Origin of the sequence: Nocardioides solisilvae, from assembly GCF_003194625.1 — a bacterium.
Taxonomy (GTDB): domain Bacteria; phylum Actinomycetota; class Actinomycetes; order Propionibacteriales; family Nocardioidaceae; genus Nocardioides; species Nocardioides solisilvae.
On the sequence record NZ_QHKX01000002.1, the window covers coordinates 985,346 to 1,000,902 of the forward strand.

Annotated in this window: 15 protein-coding genes; 8 read left to right on the forward strand and 7 right to left on the reverse strand. The window is 72.8% G+C overall.

The window, feature by feature from the left end:
* Window positions 1-103: 103 nt before the first annotated feature.
* A complete protein-coding gene (locus DNK53_RS10770) occupies window positions 104-307 on the forward strand; it encodes a hypothetical protein (protein WP_110182227.1) in 204 nt (67 codons plus the stop codon).
* 9 nt (window positions 308-316) lie between these two features.
* On the opposite strand, the gene DNK53_RS17515 is transcribed toward DNK53_RS10770, so the two are convergent.
* From DNK53_RS17515 to DNK53_RS10780, 3 genes are all read right to left on the reverse strand, one after another.
* Window positions 317-460 (reverse strand): hypothetical protein, encoded by a 144-nt coding sequence (locus DNK53_RS17515; RefSeq protein WP_162599888.1) that lies wholly within the window; start codon window positions 458-460, stop codon window positions 317-319.
* Between the two features lie 78 nt (window positions 461-538).
* A complete protein-coding gene (locus DNK53_RS10775) occupies window positions 539-1,141 on the reverse strand; it encodes a TetR/AcrR family transcriptional regulator (RefSeq protein ID WP_239456477.1) in 603 nt (200 codons plus the stop codon).
* A 5-nt stretch (window positions 1,142-1,146) separates the two neighbouring features.
* Window positions 1,147-2,802: an AMP-binding protein gene (locus tag DNK53_RS10780; RefSeq protein WP_110182228.1), complete on the reverse strand. Its 1,656-nt coding sequence runs from the start codon at window positions 2,800-2,802 to the stop codon at window positions 1,147-1,149.
* A 139-nt stretch (window positions 2,803-2,941) separates the two neighbouring features.
* Here DNK53_RS10780 and DNK53_RS10785 point away from each other — a divergent pair, with 139 nt between their 5' ends.
* Together DNK53_RS10785 and DNK53_RS10790 are read left to right on the forward strand one after the other, a co-directional pair.
* The gene (locus DNK53_RS10785) at window positions 2,942-4,108 is read left to right on the forward strand and encodes an acyl-CoA dehydrogenase family protein (RefSeq protein ID WP_110182229.1); all 1,167 of its coding nucleotides are present in this window, start codon (window positions 2,942-2,944) and stop codon (window positions 4,106-4,108) included.
* Window positions 4,109-4,151: 43 nt separating this feature from the next.
* Window positions 4,152-4,910, forward strand: coding sequence for an SDR family NAD(P)-dependent oxidoreductase (locus DNK53_RS10790; protein WP_110182230.1), 759 nt, complete (start codon window positions 4,152-4,154; stop codon window positions 4,908-4,910).
* Window positions 4,911-4,931: 21 nt separating this feature from the next.
* On the opposite strand, the gene DNK53_RS10795 is transcribed toward DNK53_RS10790, so the two are convergent.
* The 4 genes from DNK53_RS10795 to DNK53_RS10810 all read right to left on the reverse strand — a co-directional run bounded on the left by DNK53_RS10795 (window position 4,932) and on the right by DNK53_RS10810 (window position 9,600).
* Complete coding sequence (locus DNK53_RS10795) at window positions 4,932-5,126, reverse strand: CstA-like transporter-associated (seleno)protein (protein WP_110182231.1); 195 nt, start codon at window positions 5,124-5,126, stop codon at window positions 4,932-4,934.
* Window positions 5,123-7,348, reverse strand: coding sequence for a carbon starvation CstA family protein (locus DNK53_RS10800; protein ID WP_110182232.1), 2,226 nt, complete (start codon window positions 7,346-7,348; stop codon window positions 5,123-5,125). Before DNK53_RS10800 ends, DNK53_RS10795 begins: the two co-directional genes overlap by 4 nt.
* A 454-nt stretch (window positions 7,349-7,802) precedes the next feature.
* A complete protein-coding gene (locus DNK53_RS10805; RefSeq protein ID WP_162599889.1) occupies window positions 7,803-8,423 on the reverse strand; it encodes a DUF4386 family protein in 621 nt (206 codons plus the stop codon).
* A 70-nt stretch (window positions 8,424-8,493) separates the two neighbouring features.
* On the reverse strand, window positions 8,494-9,600 hold the full coding sequence (locus DNK53_RS10810) for an ABC transporter ATP-binding protein (RefSeq protein WP_110182234.1): 1,107 nt from the start codon (window positions 9,598-9,600) through the stop codon (window positions 8,494-8,496).
* A gap of 263 nt (window positions 9,601-9,863) precedes the next feature.
* Here DNK53_RS10810 and DNK53_RS10815 point away from each other — a divergent pair, with 263 nt between their 5' ends.
* The 5 genes from DNK53_RS10815 to DNK53_RS10835 are packed head-to-tail and all read left to right on the forward strand — an operon-like array spanning window position 9,864 to window position 15,545.
* Window positions 9,864-11,162, forward strand: a complete 1,299-nt coding sequence (locus tag DNK53_RS10815) for an extracellular solute-binding protein (protein WP_110182235.1) — start codon at window positions 9,864-9,866, stop codon at window positions 11,160-11,162.
* 51 nt (window positions 11,163-11,213) lie between these two features.
* Window positions 11,214-12,218, forward strand: coding sequence for a carbohydrate ABC transporter permease (locus DNK53_RS10820; protein WP_239456478.1), 1,005 nt, complete (start codon window positions 11,214-11,216; stop codon window positions 12,216-12,218).
* On the forward strand, window positions 12,215-13,033 hold the full coding sequence (locus tag DNK53_RS10825; protein ID WP_110182237.1) for a carbohydrate ABC transporter permease: 819 nt from the start codon (window positions 12,215-12,217) through the stop codon (window positions 13,031-13,033). The genes DNK53_RS10820 and DNK53_RS10825 overlap by 4 nt, the downstream gene beginning before the upstream one ends.
* Window positions 13,030-14,514 carry a GH1 family beta-glucosidase gene (locus DNK53_RS10830; protein WP_110182238.1) on the forward strand — a complete coding sequence of 495 codons (1,485 nt, stop codon included), beginning with the start codon at window positions 13,030-13,032 and terminating at the stop codon, window positions 14,512-14,514. Before DNK53_RS10825 ends, DNK53_RS10830 begins: the two co-directional genes overlap by 4 nt.
* Window positions 14,515-14,528: 14 nt before the next feature.
* A complete protein-coding gene (locus DNK53_RS10835; RefSeq protein WP_204163856.1) occupies window positions 14,529-15,545 on the forward strand; it encodes a LacI family DNA-binding transcriptional regulator in 1,017 nt (338 codons plus the stop codon).
* Window positions 15,546-15,557 lie beyond the last annotated feature (12 nt).

A 15,557-nucleotide genomic window follows, 5' to 3' on the forward strand; every position in this document is an offset into this window, starting at 1 on the left:
CGACGCAGGGCCCGCCGTTCAGCGATGGACGGCGGGCCCTGTGCCGTTCCCAGGTCCGCCAGCCTCCGCGAGGAGGCACGGCCACGGCGATCGGGGGATCGAGATGCGACGACTCGGGCAGTACCTGGGGATGGTCGACGAGGACGGCGCGTGGGCGCGGCCCGACCTCCGGTTCCTCGCCCTGCTCCTGACGGTCTTCGTCGTCGTGGCCCTCCTGGGCGTCCCCTTCTGGGGGCGGGTGCTCGCCGTCGTCGTCGTCAGCCTCGGCTGGGGCACGGCCGAGGCGGCGCTGGCGCGCAGGCGCTGAGTCGTCAGCTCACCGGCCGTCGGGGCGACCCTCCTCGGGCGCGTTGAGCGTCGGCTCCGCGTCCTGGTCCTGACCCTCGGCGCCGGACTGCTCCTCGATGGTCTCGTCCGTCGGCTGGTCGGTGGGCTGGGGCTCGTTCTCCTGGGACGTCATGGTGACGTCGTACCCACTCATCCGTGCCTTCGTGCTCCCGTTGCGTCAGCTGGTGACTCCACGGGAGCACGAAGACCCTCAGTCCTCGGCCGGGGCCAGGGCGTGGACGACGAGCGACGCCAGCTCGGCGTACGCCTCGGCGTCCGACATCTCCAACCGGGCGAACATCTCGCCGCGCTGGATCGCCTGCATGGTGGCCGCGACCATCTCGGCGACGAAGTGGGCGTTGACCGAGCGGAAGGCGCCCGCGGCGATCCCCTCGGCGACGAGCTGCCGCACCCGGGCCGACGCGGCCGCGGTGTTGAACCGGTAGACCTCGGCGGTCGCCGGGAAGGCGAGCAGGTCCTCCAGGAACTCCCGCGACAGCGGCCGCAGGTAGTCGGCGACCGCCATCAGGTACGCCGTCACCTGCTCGGCGTGCCCGTGCGCGGCCTCCACCCGGGCCTCGACGACGGGCACGGAGGCCCGGAAGTACTCCCGGACCACCTCGACGGCCAGCTCCTGCTTGGAGGAGGCCAGCGCGTAGAGGGTGGTCTTGGAGCAGCGCAGCCGCTCCGCGAGGTCGTCGAGGGTGAACTGCGAGAACCCCTCCGCCGCCATCAGGTCGACCAGGCGGCGCAGCAGGTCCTGCTGCCGCGCCGTACGACGTCGGCGCGGCGCCGCGCGGGCGGACGGGGACACGCCCGTCACGCCCCCGCGGCGATCTCGGCCGCCCGCGCCCGGCGCAGGTGGAACCGCTGGATCTTGCCCGAGGGGGTCTTGGGCAGCTCGTCGACGACGTGGACCGTGCGGGGGAAGAGGTGGGCGGCCAGCTTGGTCTTGACCCGGTGCTGCAGCTCGGCGGCGAGCTCGGGCGTCGACTCGACCCCCGGGGCCAGGACCACGAACGCCTCCACCACCTCGCCGCGCAGGTCGTCGGGGACGCCCACGACCGCGGCCTCCGCGACCCGGTCGTCGGCGACCAGGACCGACTCGATCTCGAAGGGGCCGATCCGGTAGCCGGCCATGATGATGACGTCGTCGTCGCGGGAGGAGAAGAAGTAGTCGCCGTCCTCGTCGACGTGGCCGGCGTCGCCGGTGTAGTACCAGCGACCGTCCTCGCTGAACCGCTCGGCCGTCTTGTCGGGGGCGTCGACGTAGCCGGTGAACCACATGAGCGGGCTGCCGGCCAGGTCGATGACGACCCGTCCCGCCTCGCCCGGCGCGGCCGGCTCGTCGGCGTCGTTGCGGAGCACCGCGGCGGCCCAGCCCGGCATCGGGCGGCCCATCGAGCCGGCCTTGACGGGCTGGCGCACGTCGTCGTGCCACCCGTTGACGATCGACATGCCGAGCTCGGTCTGGCCGTAGGTGTCGTGGATCTCCGCGCCCAGCACCCGCTCGCCCCACGCGACCATGTCGGGGTTGAGGGGCTCGCCGGCCGACGTGGCCCGGCGCAGCCGCAGCCCCTCGGGCACGGGCACGTCGGAGCTGCGCAGCGACCGGTAGACGGTCGGCGCGGCGGCGAGGTTGGTGACGCCGAGCCGCTGCACGACCTCCCAGGTGGTGGCCGGGGAGAAGCCCGCCTGCAGCAGGATGTTGCGGCGCCCGGCGGCCAGCGGCCCGGCGATGCCGTAGTAGAGGCCGTAGGCCCAGCCGGGGTCGGCGGCGTTCCAGTAGACGTCGTCCTCGCGGACGTCCAGGCCGTACTCCAGGTAGGCCACGAAGGCCGCCAGCGCCCGGACCGGGATCGGCACGCCCTTGGGGGTGCCGGTGGTGCCGCTGGTGAAGAGGCGGACGAACTCGGTGCCGCCGTCGACGGTGACGACGGGGGCCTGCGCCGGGTCGGCCGCGTCGAGCAGCTCGTCGAGGAGGAGGTCGTCAGGCTGCGCCACGTCGCGGGCGGTCGCGCCGGCGACGACGACGCGCCAGTCGACGTCGTCGGCGGCGAGGTCCTCTCCCGGGAGCAGCTTGCCGCGCTGGCTCGCGTCGCAGACGACCAGCCGGGCGTCGGCGCCGGCGAGCCGCAGGGCGATGGCCGGGGTGGCGAAGGCGGTGAACAGCGGCACGTGGACGGCCCCGGCGCGCCAGATCCCGAGGACCGCGGTGACCAGGTCGAGCGACTTGCCCATGAGGGTGGCGACCCGGTCGCCGGGCCGCACGCCCTGGGCGACCAGCGCGGCGGCGAAGCGGCGCGAGCGGTCGGCGAGCTCGCCGTACGTCACGTCGACGAGCGAGAGGTCGGGCTCGACGACGGTGAACCCCACCGCCTCGGCGGGGTGCCGGTCGCACAGGAGGTCGGCGACGACCATCTCGGGGGCGTCGAAGGTGGCGAGCAGCTCGGCCACGCGCTGGTCGGGGGTCATGGGCCCTCCTGGTGTCTGGAGAAGATCGGTACTGAAAACGATACTGACGACTGCGCTACAGTATCGACTCGGCGTGGTCCACGCCATCCCGCTCCACCAGCCAGACTCCGGACCGGCACCCGACAGACAGGAGACGCCCATGCCCGCCACGCGCCACCTCCCGACCGAGGAGGCCGCCGAGCTCCTCACCCTGGTCCGCGACCTGGCCGGCCGCGAGCTCGCGCCCCGCAGCGCCGAGGCCGAGGCGACCGAGACCTTCCCGCGCGACGTCTTCCGCCTGCTCGGCGAGGTCGGCGTGCTCGGGCTCCCGTACGGCGAGGAGTACGGCGGCGGCGGACAGCCCTACGAGGTCTACCTCCAGGTGCTCGAGGAGATCGCCGCGGTCTGGTCGTCGGTCGGCGTCGGCGTCTCGGTGCACGCGCTCTCCTGCTTCGGGCTGGTCAACTTCGGCACCGCCGAGCAGAAGGAGCGCTGGCTGCCCGACATGCTCGGCGGCGACCTGCTCGGCGCCTACTGCCTGTCGGAGGCGCACGCCGGCTCCGACCCCGCCGCGATGCGGACGCGCGCCCGGCTCGACGGCGACGAGTACGTGCTCAACGGCGCGAAGGCGTGGGTGACCCACGGCGGCCAGGCCGACTTCTACAAGGTGATGGCCCGGACCTCCGACGACCGCAACGGGATCTCCTGCTTCCTCGTCCCCGCCGACACCCCCGGCCTCTCGGCCGACACCCCCGAGCGCAAGATGGGGCTCACGGGCTCGCACACCGCCACGATGCGGCTCGACGACGTCCGGGTCCCCGTCGAGCGCCGCCTCGGCGCCGAGGGCGAGGGGCTGCGGATCGCGCTCGCCGGGCTCGACTCGGGCCGGCTCGGCATCGCCGCGGTCGCCACGGGCCTCGCCCAGGGCGCGCTCGACCAGGCGGTCGCCTACGCCAAGGAGCGCGAGACCTTCGGCAAGGCGATCATCGACCACCAGGGCCTGGCCTTCGTCCTCGCCGACATGGAGGCTGCCGTCCAGGCCGCCCGCGCCGTCACCCTGCACGCCGCCCGACTCAAGGACCGGGGGCTGCCCTTCAGCCGCGAGGCGTCGGTGGCGAAGATGGTCGCCACGGACAACGCCATGAAGGTGACCACCGACGCCGTCCAGGTGCTCGGGGGCTACGGCTACACCCGCGACTTCCCGGTCGAGCGCTACATGCGCGAGGCCAAGGTGATGCAGATCTTCGAGGGCACCAACCAGATCCAGCGGATGGTGATCTCGCGGTCGCTCGCCAAGGGCGACGGCGGCGCGATCACGCACGCCTGAGCCACCCTCCTCCCCCTCCCCCCAGCAACAGGAGACAACCACCGTGCAGCTCAACGACACCGCCGCGATCGTCACCGGAGGCGCCTCCGGCCTGGGCGCGGCCACCGCCGCCGCCCTCGCCGCCAAGGGCGCCAAGGTCTTCGCCTTCGACCTGCCCGCCTCGATCGAGGGCGCCACCGCTCCCGAGGGCGTCGAGCTCGTCCCCGTCGACGTCACCGACCCCGAGCAGGTCGCCGCCGGCGTCGAGACCGCGGCGGGCGCCGGCGTACCGCTGCGCACGGTCGTGAGCTGTGCGGGCATCGGCCCGTCGATGCGGATCCTCGGCAGGAAGGGCCCGCACGACCTCGCGTTCTACGCCAAGGTCGTGCAGGTCAACCTCGTCGGCACGTTCAACGTCATGACGCTCGCCGCGGAGAAGATCGCCGCCACCGAGCCGCTCGAGCACGGCCAGCGCGGCGTCGTCATCAACACCGCGTCGATCGCGGCGTACGACGGCCAGGTCGGCCAGGCGGCGTACGCCTCCTCCAAGGGCGGCGTGGTCGGCCTGACCCTGCCGGCGGCCCGCGACCTGGCGCAGTTCGGCATCCGGGTGCTCACCATCGCCCCCGGCATCGTCGAGACCCCGATGCTCGCCACCGTCTCCGACGAGTTCCGCGCCGGGCTCGCCGCCGGGGTGCCCTTCCCGCAGCGGCTCGGCCGCCCCGACGAGTACGCGCAGCTGGCGGTCAACCTCGTCGAGCACGACTACCTCAACGGCGAGGTCATCCGGATGGACGGCGCGCTGCGGATGGCCCCGCGCTGACGCTCCCCCGGACCTCCCCGCTCAGCAGCAGCGGGACCGGGCCGAGCGCTCCTGGTGCTCGGCCCGGTGCCGTTCGAACTCCCGCCGGCTGACCGGGGCGACGCCCGACCGCCGGCACGCCTCGACGTACTCGTCCCACTTCGCCTCGCCCGTGAAGGCGCGGACGAAGCGGCGTACGCCCCGCACCCGGCCCAGCGCGGCCTCCGCGACGGTCACGGTCGCTCCCCACCCTCGCCGCCGGTGCGGCCGCTCGCCGTCCCGGCCAGCTCACGCTCCTCCTGCCAGCGGCGGACCGCCTCCTTCTCCGCGGGCGTGGCGAAGAAGTCGGACGGCGCCACCAGGCGCGAGGGCTGCTTCGGCACCTCGGTCGTCGGCAGCCCACCCGCCCGGGCCGCCTTCACCCAGATCACCAGGGCGTTGCCGACCACGACGATCACGAGCAGGGCGAAGAGCGCCTGCAGGGTGCCGTTGAGCGTGGAGTTGAAGATGATCTGGTCCATCTGCGACTGGTCGGCGGCCGGCGCGAGCAGCTCGCCGGCGTCCTGCGCGTCCTGGTAGCGGGAGCGCTGGCTGAAGTAGCCGATCGCCGGGTTGTCGGAGAACACCTTCTGCCAGCTCGCCGTCATGGTGACCACGAGGTCCCAGACCAGGCCGATGCCCGGCACCCAGCACCACCTCACCTTGCCGTGCTTGATCAGCAGGGTGACGCAGAGGGTGAGGGCGATCGCGGCGAGCAGCTGGTTGGCGATGCCGAAGAGCGGGAAGAGCTGGTTGATCCCGCCGAGCGGGTCGGTGACGCCGACGTAGAGCATGTAGCCCCAGAGCCCGACCACCACCGCGGAGGCCGACCAGGAGGCGGGCTTCCAGTGGAGGTCGGCGTAGCGCGGCCAGAGGTTGCCGACCGTGTCCTGCAGCATGAACCGGCCCACCCGGGTGCCGGCGTCGACGGCGGTGAGGATGAAGAGCGCCTCGAACATGATCGCGAAGTGGTACCAGAACGCCGCCAGCCCGCCGCCGAACGCCTCGGTGAAGACCGACGACATGCCGAAGGCCAGGGTCGGGGCGCCGCCCGTGCGCGAGATCAGCGTGCCCTCCTCGACCGACGCCGCGGCGGCCTCGAGGTCGCCGGGACTGATCGTGAAGCCGAGGTTGGTGACGAACTCGGCGGCTGTGGCCGGGTCCGCGCCCGTGGCGCCCGCCGGGGAGTTCATCGCGAAGTAGAGCCCGGGGTCGATCACGCTGGCGGCGATGAGCGCGCTGATCGCGACGAACGACTCCATCAGCATGCCGCCGTACCCGATCATCCGGACCTGGCTCTCCTTGGCGACCATCTTGGGCGTCGTCCCCGAGGAGATCAGGGCGTGGAAGCCCGACAGCGCCCCGCACGCGATCGTGATGAAGACGAACGGGAAGAGCTTGCCCGCGAAGACCGGGCCCGTGCCCTCGAGGGCGAAGTCGGTGACAGCCTCGTTCTGCAGGTTCGGGGCCGCGAGCACCAGGCCGGCGGCGAGCAGCACGATGACGCCGACCTTCATGAACGTCGACAGGTAGTCGCGCGGGGTGAGCAGCATCCACACCGGGAGGATCGAGGCGACGAAGCCGTAGACCACCAGGGCGAGGGTCAGCTGCTCCTTGGAGAGGGTGAGGGCCTCCTCGAGCCCCCACTGCTCGACGTACCCGCCGCCGATGATCGCGAGCAGCAGCAGGGTGACGCCGATCGCCGTCACCTCGGCGACCCGTCCCGGCCGCAGCACGCGGAGGTAGAAGCCCATGAAGAGGGCGATCGGGACGGTCAGGCCGATCGAGAAGACGCCCCACGGCGACTCGGCGAGCGCGTTGACCACGACGAGCGCGAGCACCGCCAGGATGATGATCATGATCGCGAACACGGCGATCAGGGCTGCGACGCCCCCGACCGGGCCGATCTCCTCGCGCACCATCTGCCCGAGGCTCTTGCCGTCGCGACGCATCGAGAAGAAGAGGACCACCATGTCCTGCACGGCGCCGGCCAGGATGACGCCGACGATGATCCAGATCGTGCCGGGCAGGTAGCCCATCTGCGCGGCCAGGACCGGGCCGACCAGCGGGCCGGCGCCCGCGATCGCGGCGAAGTGGTGGCCGAAGAGGACGTGCCGGTCGGTGACGTCGAAGTCGCGGCCGTCCTCGAGGCGCTCGGCCGGGGTGGCCCGGGTGTCGTCGACGCCGAGGACCTTGGTGGCGATGAACCGGGCGTAGAAGCGGTAGGCGATGGCGTAGGAGGCGAGCGCGGCGAAGAGGATCCACAGCGCCGAGACCTCCTCTCCGCGCGACAGCGCGAGCACCGTCCAGCAGGCGGCGCCGACCACCGCGACCAGCACCCAGACGACCTTCGAGACGGTCCCCCCGCCGGTGGGGGCTGGCGGTTGCGGCGGCGTGGCGGTCCGGGTCGACGCGGACATGGCTGTCCTCCTCCGAGAGCGGGCGCGCCCCGGGGCGGGACGCGGGCCCACTCTGAGTCGTACCCCTCCGTGACCCAGATCACAAGCACCTGCTGGGGCGGGCGGGTTGCGGGTTCCATGGATTCCCCGCCTAGGCGGGGATTGCTGAGGTTCGTGCCCCCTGCAACCCCCACGAACCTGCAGGAGCCCGCGCCAGGTTCGGTGCCGACGCAGGTGATCCGCCTTCCAGGGCAACGTGTCCGCGCGGGTCTCACCCTTCTTCCGCGGTCGCACCCGGCCTGGTCCCCCTCCGCCCGGCCAGACGCGGCGCCGCGCAACCACGCGCCGTACGACGTCGCCAGCCGCCGCGCAGCCCGCCGAGCCCGAACTTGGCGGGGGGTCCTGCGGGTTCGTGCCCCGTGCAAAGCGCACGAAGCTCAGCGATCCCCGCCTGAGCGGGGATCCACGCGCCCACCTACGGCCGGGCGGTGCGGGTCGCGGCGATCCCGGCGCCGGCGAAGGCGGCGGCCATGAGGAGGGCGGGGGCGCCCTGCAGGTCCTCGGGCAGCACCCGGAGGGCGACGAGGACGAGGACGACGTGGCCGACGAGGGCCCACGGCACCCACGCCGGGGTGGTCCGAGCGCGGAAGAGGGCCAGCGCGAGGACCACCTCGCCGACGTAGAAGACGAGGAAGCCGGCGCCGATCAGGGCCTGCTGGACGTCGTTCTCGCTCATCGCCTCGACGGTCCGGTCGGTGACCGCGCCGTGCCGGGCGAGGCTGCGCAGCAGGAGGAGCTGCTGGGCGAACGCCGCCAGCATGACGGAGCCCGCCGCCAGCAGGACGGCTGCGGCGAGGGCCGTCCGGAACGCCGTGCGCTGGAAGAGGGTGAGCAGGCAGGGCAGGCCGACGACCAGCCCGACGGCGCCCACGGTGAGGAGGGCGGCGACGACGGTCCAGGACTCCCCCTCGGTCACGGCCCGCCGCACGAGGCTCCCGTCGCGGGTCGGCCGCGGGGTCACCAGCGCGCCGAAGAAGAGCGCGGTCGCCCCGGTCAGCAGCGCGGCCGCCGAGACCGGCAGCCAGTCCATCCTCACGGGGCTCAACCTAGCCCCCGCCGGGCCGCTCCGGGGCCACCCCCGCGGAGGCCCCCCCGTCCCGGCCCCGTCAGGCCGACAGCCGCTCCCCGGAGCCGGGATCGAAGACGTGCACCTGGCCGGGGTCGATCGCCAGGCCCACCCGGTCGCCCTTGGTGACGGTCTGGTGCGGCTCGAGGCGTACGACGACGGGGGCGGTCGCGGCGGCGTCACCGGGACGCACCGCGTAGCCGAACGCGTCGGAGCCGAGCTCCTCGACGACCTGGACCGTGACCGGCAGCGTGCAGTCCGTGGCGCCGCCGGCGCCCGGCCCGGCGGTCACGACGCGCCAGGCGTGCGGCCGCACGCCCAGCACCACCCGCTCGCCGGCCCGGGCCGCAACCTCCCGGTCGAGCGGGACCGGGCACCCGTCGACGACGGCGACCCCGTCGGCCACCTCGGCGGGGAGCAGGTTCATCGCCGGCGAGCCGATGAAGCCGGCGACGAAGAGGTTGGCGGGGCGCTCGTAGAGCGCCAGCGGGGTGTCGACCTGCTGCAGCAGCCCGTCCTTGAGGACGGCGACCCGGTCGCCCATCGTCATCGCCTCGACCTGGTCGTGGGTGACGTAGACGGTGGTGGTGCCGAGCCGCTGCTGGAGGGCGGCGATCTGGGTCCGCGTGGAGACCCGGAGCTTGGCGTCGAGGTTGGAGAGCGGCTCGTCCATGCAGAAGACCTGCGGCTGACGGACGATCGCGCGACCCATCGCGACCCGCTGCCGCTGCCCGCCCGACAGGGCCTTGGGCCTGCGCTCGAGGACCTCCGTCAGGTCGAGCAGCTCCGCGGCCTCGCGGACGCGGCGGGTCCGCTCCTCCTTGGGCATCCGCGCCACCTTGAGCGCGAAGCCCATGTTGTCGGCGACGCTCATGTGGGGGTAGAGCGCGTAGTTCTGGAAGACCATCGCGATGTCGCGGTCGCGGGGCAGGTCGCCGGTGACGTCGCGGCCGCCGATCGAGATGGTCCCGCCGGTGCACTCCTCGAGGCCGGCGAGCATCCGCAGCGAGGTGGACTTGCCGCACCCCGAGGGACCGACGAGGACCATGAACTCCCCGTCCTCGATCTCGAGGTCGAGGGACTGCACGGCGGGGCGCTCGGCGCCGGGGTAGCGGCGTTCCGCGTGGTCGAACCGGACCTGGGCCATGGTGTCGCCGCCTTCGTCTGTGAGTGTTCCGGAACCCCACCGTGCCACACGGATGGCGATTTGTGGAAGCGCTCTCACCACATGTTTCAGAATCATCACGCTCAGTGTTGACAGACCCTGTGACCCCTGCCACTGTCGGAGAGAGATCGAAGTGGAAGCGCTTCCACACCCCGGTCGCCCCGGCGGCGGGACCGCGCCCCACCGTCGGTCGACCGCGACGGGCCACCCGGCCCGCGTCAGCAGGAGCGTGTGAGGAGACGACGGTGCACGGTGTCACGAGGGACCAGAAGGACGACAGGCGCAGGGTCCGCGCCGCCACGGGGGCCCTGCTCGCCCTCGCGCTCACCGCCACGGCGGCCGCCTGCGGCGGCGACGCCGAGGGCGAGGGGGCGGACGGGAAGATCCGGCTCACGGTCGCGACCTTCAACGAGTTCGGCTACGAGGGCCTGATCGAGGAGTACAACTCGATGCAGGACGAGGTCGAGGTCGTCCAGAAGAAGGCCGGCACCGCCAACGAGCACCAGGACAACCTCTACACCAAGCTGGCCGCGGGCTCCGGCCTCTCCGACATCGAGGCGATCGAGGTCGACTGGCTGGCCGCGCTGATGGAGGAGTCCGACGCCTTCGCCGACCTCTCCGACCCCGAGGTCGAGGGCCGTTGGCTCGACTGGAAGACCGAGGCCGCCACCACCGACGACGGCAAGCTGATCGGCTACGGCACCGACATCGGCCCGGAGGGGATCTGCTACCGCGCCGACCTCTTCGAGAAGGCGGGCATGCCGACCGACCGCGAGGAGGTGGCCCAGCTCTTCACCACCTGGGAGGACTACTTCGACGCCGGCCGCGGCTTCGTGAAGAAGGTCCCGGACGTCGCCTGGTACGACGCGTCGGGCGCCACCGCGCAGGCGATGGTCAACCAGACGGAGTACACCTTCGAGGACGAGGACAACAACGTCATCGCCGCCGACAACCCCGAGGTGAAGGAGATCTTCGACACCGTCACCTCGCTGTCGGAGGAGGGCCTGTCCACCCAGCTCGTCCAGTGGAGCGAGGACTGGGTCGCCTCCTTCCAGCAGGACGGCTTCGCCACCATGGCCTGCCCCGGCTGGATGCTGGGCGTGATCGAGGGCAACGCCGAGGGCGTCGAGGGCTGGGACATCGCCGACGTCTTCCCGGGCGGCGCCGGCCTGTGGGGCGGCTCCTACCTGACGGTCCCCGTCCAGGGCGAGCACCAGGAGGAGGCGATCGAGCTCGCCAAGTGGCTCACCGCCCCCGAGCAGCAGATCAAGGCGTTCGAGGCCAAGGGCACGTTCCCCAGCCAGGTCGAGGCGCTCGACGACCCGGTGCTGCTGGAGAGCACCAACGACTTCTTCAACGGCGCCCCGACCGGCGAGATCCTCGCCGAGCGGGCCAAGGCCATCGAGTTCATCCCCCACAAGGGTCCGAAGTTCGCCGACATCAACACCGCCTTCCAGCAGGCGATCCAGCGGGTCGACGAGGGCAAGGAGTCCCCCGACGAGGCGTGGGAGTCGTTCCTGGCCGACGTCGAGCGGCTCGGCTGACCGGTCGACCCGATGACCCTCCACCTCGAAGCTCCCGCCGGGGAGGCACCCGTGGCCTCCCCGGCGGGTCCCACCCCCCGGCCCCGCCGGCCCTGGCGGTCGCGGCTGGCCAGGTGGGAGGCCAAGGCCTCCCCCTACCTCTACGTCTCGCCGTTCTTCCTGCTCTTCGCGCTGGTCGGGCTGTTCCCGCTGCTCTACACCGCCTACGTCTCGGTGCACGCGTGGAGCCTGCTCGGCGGCCAGGGCGACTTCGCCGGCCTCGACAACTACCGTCGGGTGCTGGAGGACCGCTTCTTCTGGAACGCGCTGCGCAACACCGTCAGCATCTTCCTGCTCTCCTCGGTGCCGCAGGTGCTGCTGGCGTTGGGGCTCGCCGGGCTGCTCGACACCCAGCTGCGCGGCCGCACCCTGTGGCGGATGAGCGTGCTGCTCCCCTTCGTGGTGGCGCCGGCCGCCGTCGCGCTGATCTTCGGCAACGTCTTCGGCGACCGGTACGGCCTGGTCAACTCCGGCCTCGAGGCGATCGGCCTCGACGCGATCGGCTGGCACACCAACACCCTCGCCAGCCACGTCGCGATCGCGTCGATGGTCAACTGGCGCTGGACCGGCTACAACGCGCTGATCTTCCTCGCCGCGATGCAGGCGGTCCCCCGCGACCTCTACGAGTCCGCCGCCCTCGACGGCGCCGGCAAGGTGCGCCAGTTCGTCTCGATCACCCTCCCGATGATCCGCCCCACGCTGCTCTTCGTCATCATCACCTCGACCATCGGCGGGCTGCAGATCTTCGCCGAGCCGCGACTCTTCGACACCCAGGGGCTCGGCGGCTCCGACCGGCAGTACCAGACGCTCACGATGTACCTCTGGGAGCTGGGCTGGCGGGTCCGCGACCTCGGCATGGCCTCGGCGGTGGCCTGGCTGCTCTTCCTCATCATCGTGGTCTTCGCGGTGCTCAACCTCTGGCTCAGCCAGCGTGCCGGCTCGCTGGCCGGCCGGCCGCACGGACGCGCCGTACGCCGGTCCCGACGGGACGCGGCCGGTGAGGGGGTGGCGTCGTGAACCGCCGCCCCGGCTTCCTCGTCTACGGCCTCCTCACCGCCTTCGTCCTTGGCTCCTGCGCGCCGCTCTACTGGTCGTTCCTGGTCGGCTCCCACAGCCGCGGCGACCTCGCCGGCCGGGTGCCCCCGCTGCTGCCCGGCGGCCACTTCCTCGACAACGCCCAGCGCGCGATCGAGGCGGTGCCCTTCTGGAAGGCGCTCGGCAACAGCCTGCTGGTCTCGGGCACGGTCGCGACCTCGGTGGTCTTCTTCTCCACCCTGGCCGGCTTCGCCTTCGCCAAGCTCTCGTTCCGCGGCCGGACGCCGCTGATGGTCTTCGTCGTGGCCACCCTGGCGGTGCCCACCCAGCTCGGGGTGATCCCGCTCTTCATCGTCATGGCGAAGCTCGGCTGGGTCGGCTCGATGTGGGCGCTGATCGTGCCGGGGATGGTGACGGCGTTCGGGGTCTTCTTCATGCGCCAGTACCTCGTCGACGCCGTGCCCGACGAGCTGATCGAGGCCGCCCGGGTCGACGGCTGCTCGATGGCCCGGACCTTCCTCAACGTCGCGGTCCCGGCCGCCCGGCCCGCGGCGGCGATCCTGTGGCTCTTCACCTTCATGGCCACCTGGACCGACTTCTTCTGGCCGCTGATCGTGCTGCCTGCCAGCAACCCCACCGTCCAGATCGCCCTCCAGCAGCTGCAGAGCGGCTACTACGTCGACTACAGCCTGGTGCTCGCGGGCGCCACGCTCTCGACGCTGCCGCTGCTGGCCCTCTTCGTCCTCACCGGCCGCCAGCTGGTCGCCGGCATCATGCAAGGAGCAGTCAAGGGATGACCGTCCAGAGCACCTCCCCCTCCACCCGACCCCGTCCGACGGGCGAGCTGCGGTTCCCCGCCGACTTCACCTGGGGCGCGGCCACCGCGTCGTACCAGATCGAGGGCGCGGTGGCCGAGGACGGCCGCACCCCGTCGATCTGGGACACCTTCTCCGCCACCCCCGGCGCCGTGCTCCACGGCGACACCGGCGAGGTCGCCTGCGACCACTACCACCGGATGCCCGACGACGTCGCGATGATGGCCGACCTCGGCCTCACGTCGTACCGCTTCTCGGTGGCCTGGCCGCGGGTCCGCCCCGACGGCGGGGCGGTCAACCCCGCCGGGCTGGCGTTCTACGACCGGCTCGTCGACGAGCTGCTCGGCCGCGGCATCGCGCCCTGGCTGACGCTCTACCACTGGGACCTGCCCCAGGCGCTCGAGGACGCGGGCGGCTGGACCAACCGCGACACGGCGTACCGGTTCCTCGAGCACGCCGCGAGCGTGCACGACGCGCTCGGCGACCGGGTGCCGACCTGGACCACCCTCAACGAGCCCTTCTGCTCCGCGCTGCTGGGGTACGCCGCCGGGCACCACGCCCCCGGCCGGCAGGAGGGCGCCGCGGGGCTGGTCGCCGCCCACCACCTGCTGCTGGGCCACGGCCTGGTCGTCGAGGAGCTGCGCCGCCGCGGCGTCCGGGGCGAGCGCGGCCGGGTCGGGGTGAGCCTCAACTTCACCCACGCCCTGCCGCACGACCCCGGCGACCCCGTCGACGTGGACGCCGCCCGCCGGGTCGACTCGCTGCACAACCGGCTCTTCCTCGACCCGGTGCTGCGCGGCGCCTACCCGCTCGACCTGCTCGAGGACACCGGCCACCTGCAGCACGCCGGGCGGCCCTGGACCGACGCGGTCCACGACGGCGACCTCGCGCTCGTCGGGGCGCCGATCGACGTGCTGGGCGTGAACTTCTACCACGGCAACGCCGTCTCGGGGCACCCGCACACCGACGTGATGGCGCGCGACGCCGACAAGCCCGACCGGGTCGCGCTCTCCCCCTTCGTCGGCTCGGAGCACGTCACGTTCCCCGCCCGCGACCTGCCGGTCACCGACATGGGCTGGGAGGTCGACCCCGACTCCCTGCACGCCCTGCTGGTGCGGCTGCACTCGGAGTACGACCTCCCGCCGGTCTACCTGACCGAGACCGGCGCGGCCTTCGCCGACGCTCCCGACGCCGAGGGGCGGGTGCACGACCCCGACCGGATCGCCTTCCTCGACGCCTACCTGCGCGCCACCCACGCCTCGATCACCGACGGCGTCGACGTGCGCGGCTTCTTCCAGTGGTCGCTGATGGACAACTTCGAGTGGGCCTTCGGCTACGCCAAGCGGTTCGGCCTGGTCCACGTCGACTACGCCACGCAGCGGCGTACGCCGAAGTCGAGCGCACGCTGGTACACCGACGTGGCCCGGACCTCCACCCTGCCGGGGACGGGGTCGCGCGGGTGACTACCGTGAGCCGGGTGAACGGGAACGGGACCCCGACCCTCGACGAGGTCGCGCGCGTCGCCGGCGTCTCCCGCGCCACCGCCTCCCGTGCCATCAACGGCGGGTCCCGCGTCAGCCCCCGGGCCCGCGCCTCGGTGGAGGCGGCCGTCCGCAGCCTCGGCTACGTCCCCAACCCGGCGGCCCGCAGCCTCGTGACCCGGCGCACCGACTCGATCGCCGTGGTGGTGCCCGAGCCCGACGAGCGGATCTTCTCCGACCCGTTCTTCGCCGGCACCCTGCGCGGGGTGACGCGGGTGCTCACCGAGCACGACCTGCAGCTCGTGCTGCTGCTGGCCCGGCCGGGGGCCTCGAGCGCCCGGACCCTGCGCTACCTCACCAACCGGCACGTCGACGGCGCCCTGGTCGTCTCCCACCACCGAGACGACGGGCTGGCCGAGCAGCTCGCCGGCTCCGACCTGCCGTGCGTCTTCGGCGGCCGGCCGTGGACGGCCCACGACCGGGTCGCCTACGTCGACGTCGACAACGTCGCCGGCTCCCGGCAGGCCACCGAGGCGCTGCTGGAGCGCGGCTGCAGGAGGGTCGCCACCATCGCCGGCCCCGCCGACATGACCGCCGGGGCCGACCGGCTGGAGGGGTGGCGGCAGGCGCTGGCGGCCGCTGGCCTGCCCGACGACGCCGTCGAGCACGGCGACTTCACCCAGGAGAGCGGCGAGACCGCCGCCCGCGCCCTGCTGGCCGCCCACCCCGACCTCGACGGGATCGTGGTCGCCTCCGACCTCATGGCAGCGGGCGCGCTGCGGGTGCTGGCCGCGGCCGGGCGACGGGTGCCCGACGACGTGGCCGTGGTGGGGTACGACGACCTCGGGGTCGCCGAGCGGACCACCCCGCCGCTCACCACGATGCGCCAGCCGGTCGAGGAGATGGCCGAGCGGGCGACCCGGCTGCTGCTGGAGCAGGTCGACGGCCACGGCTCGGGGCGGCCGATGAAGGTGATCATCCCGCCGCGGCTGGTGTGGCGCGAGAGCGCCTGACGACGCGCCCGC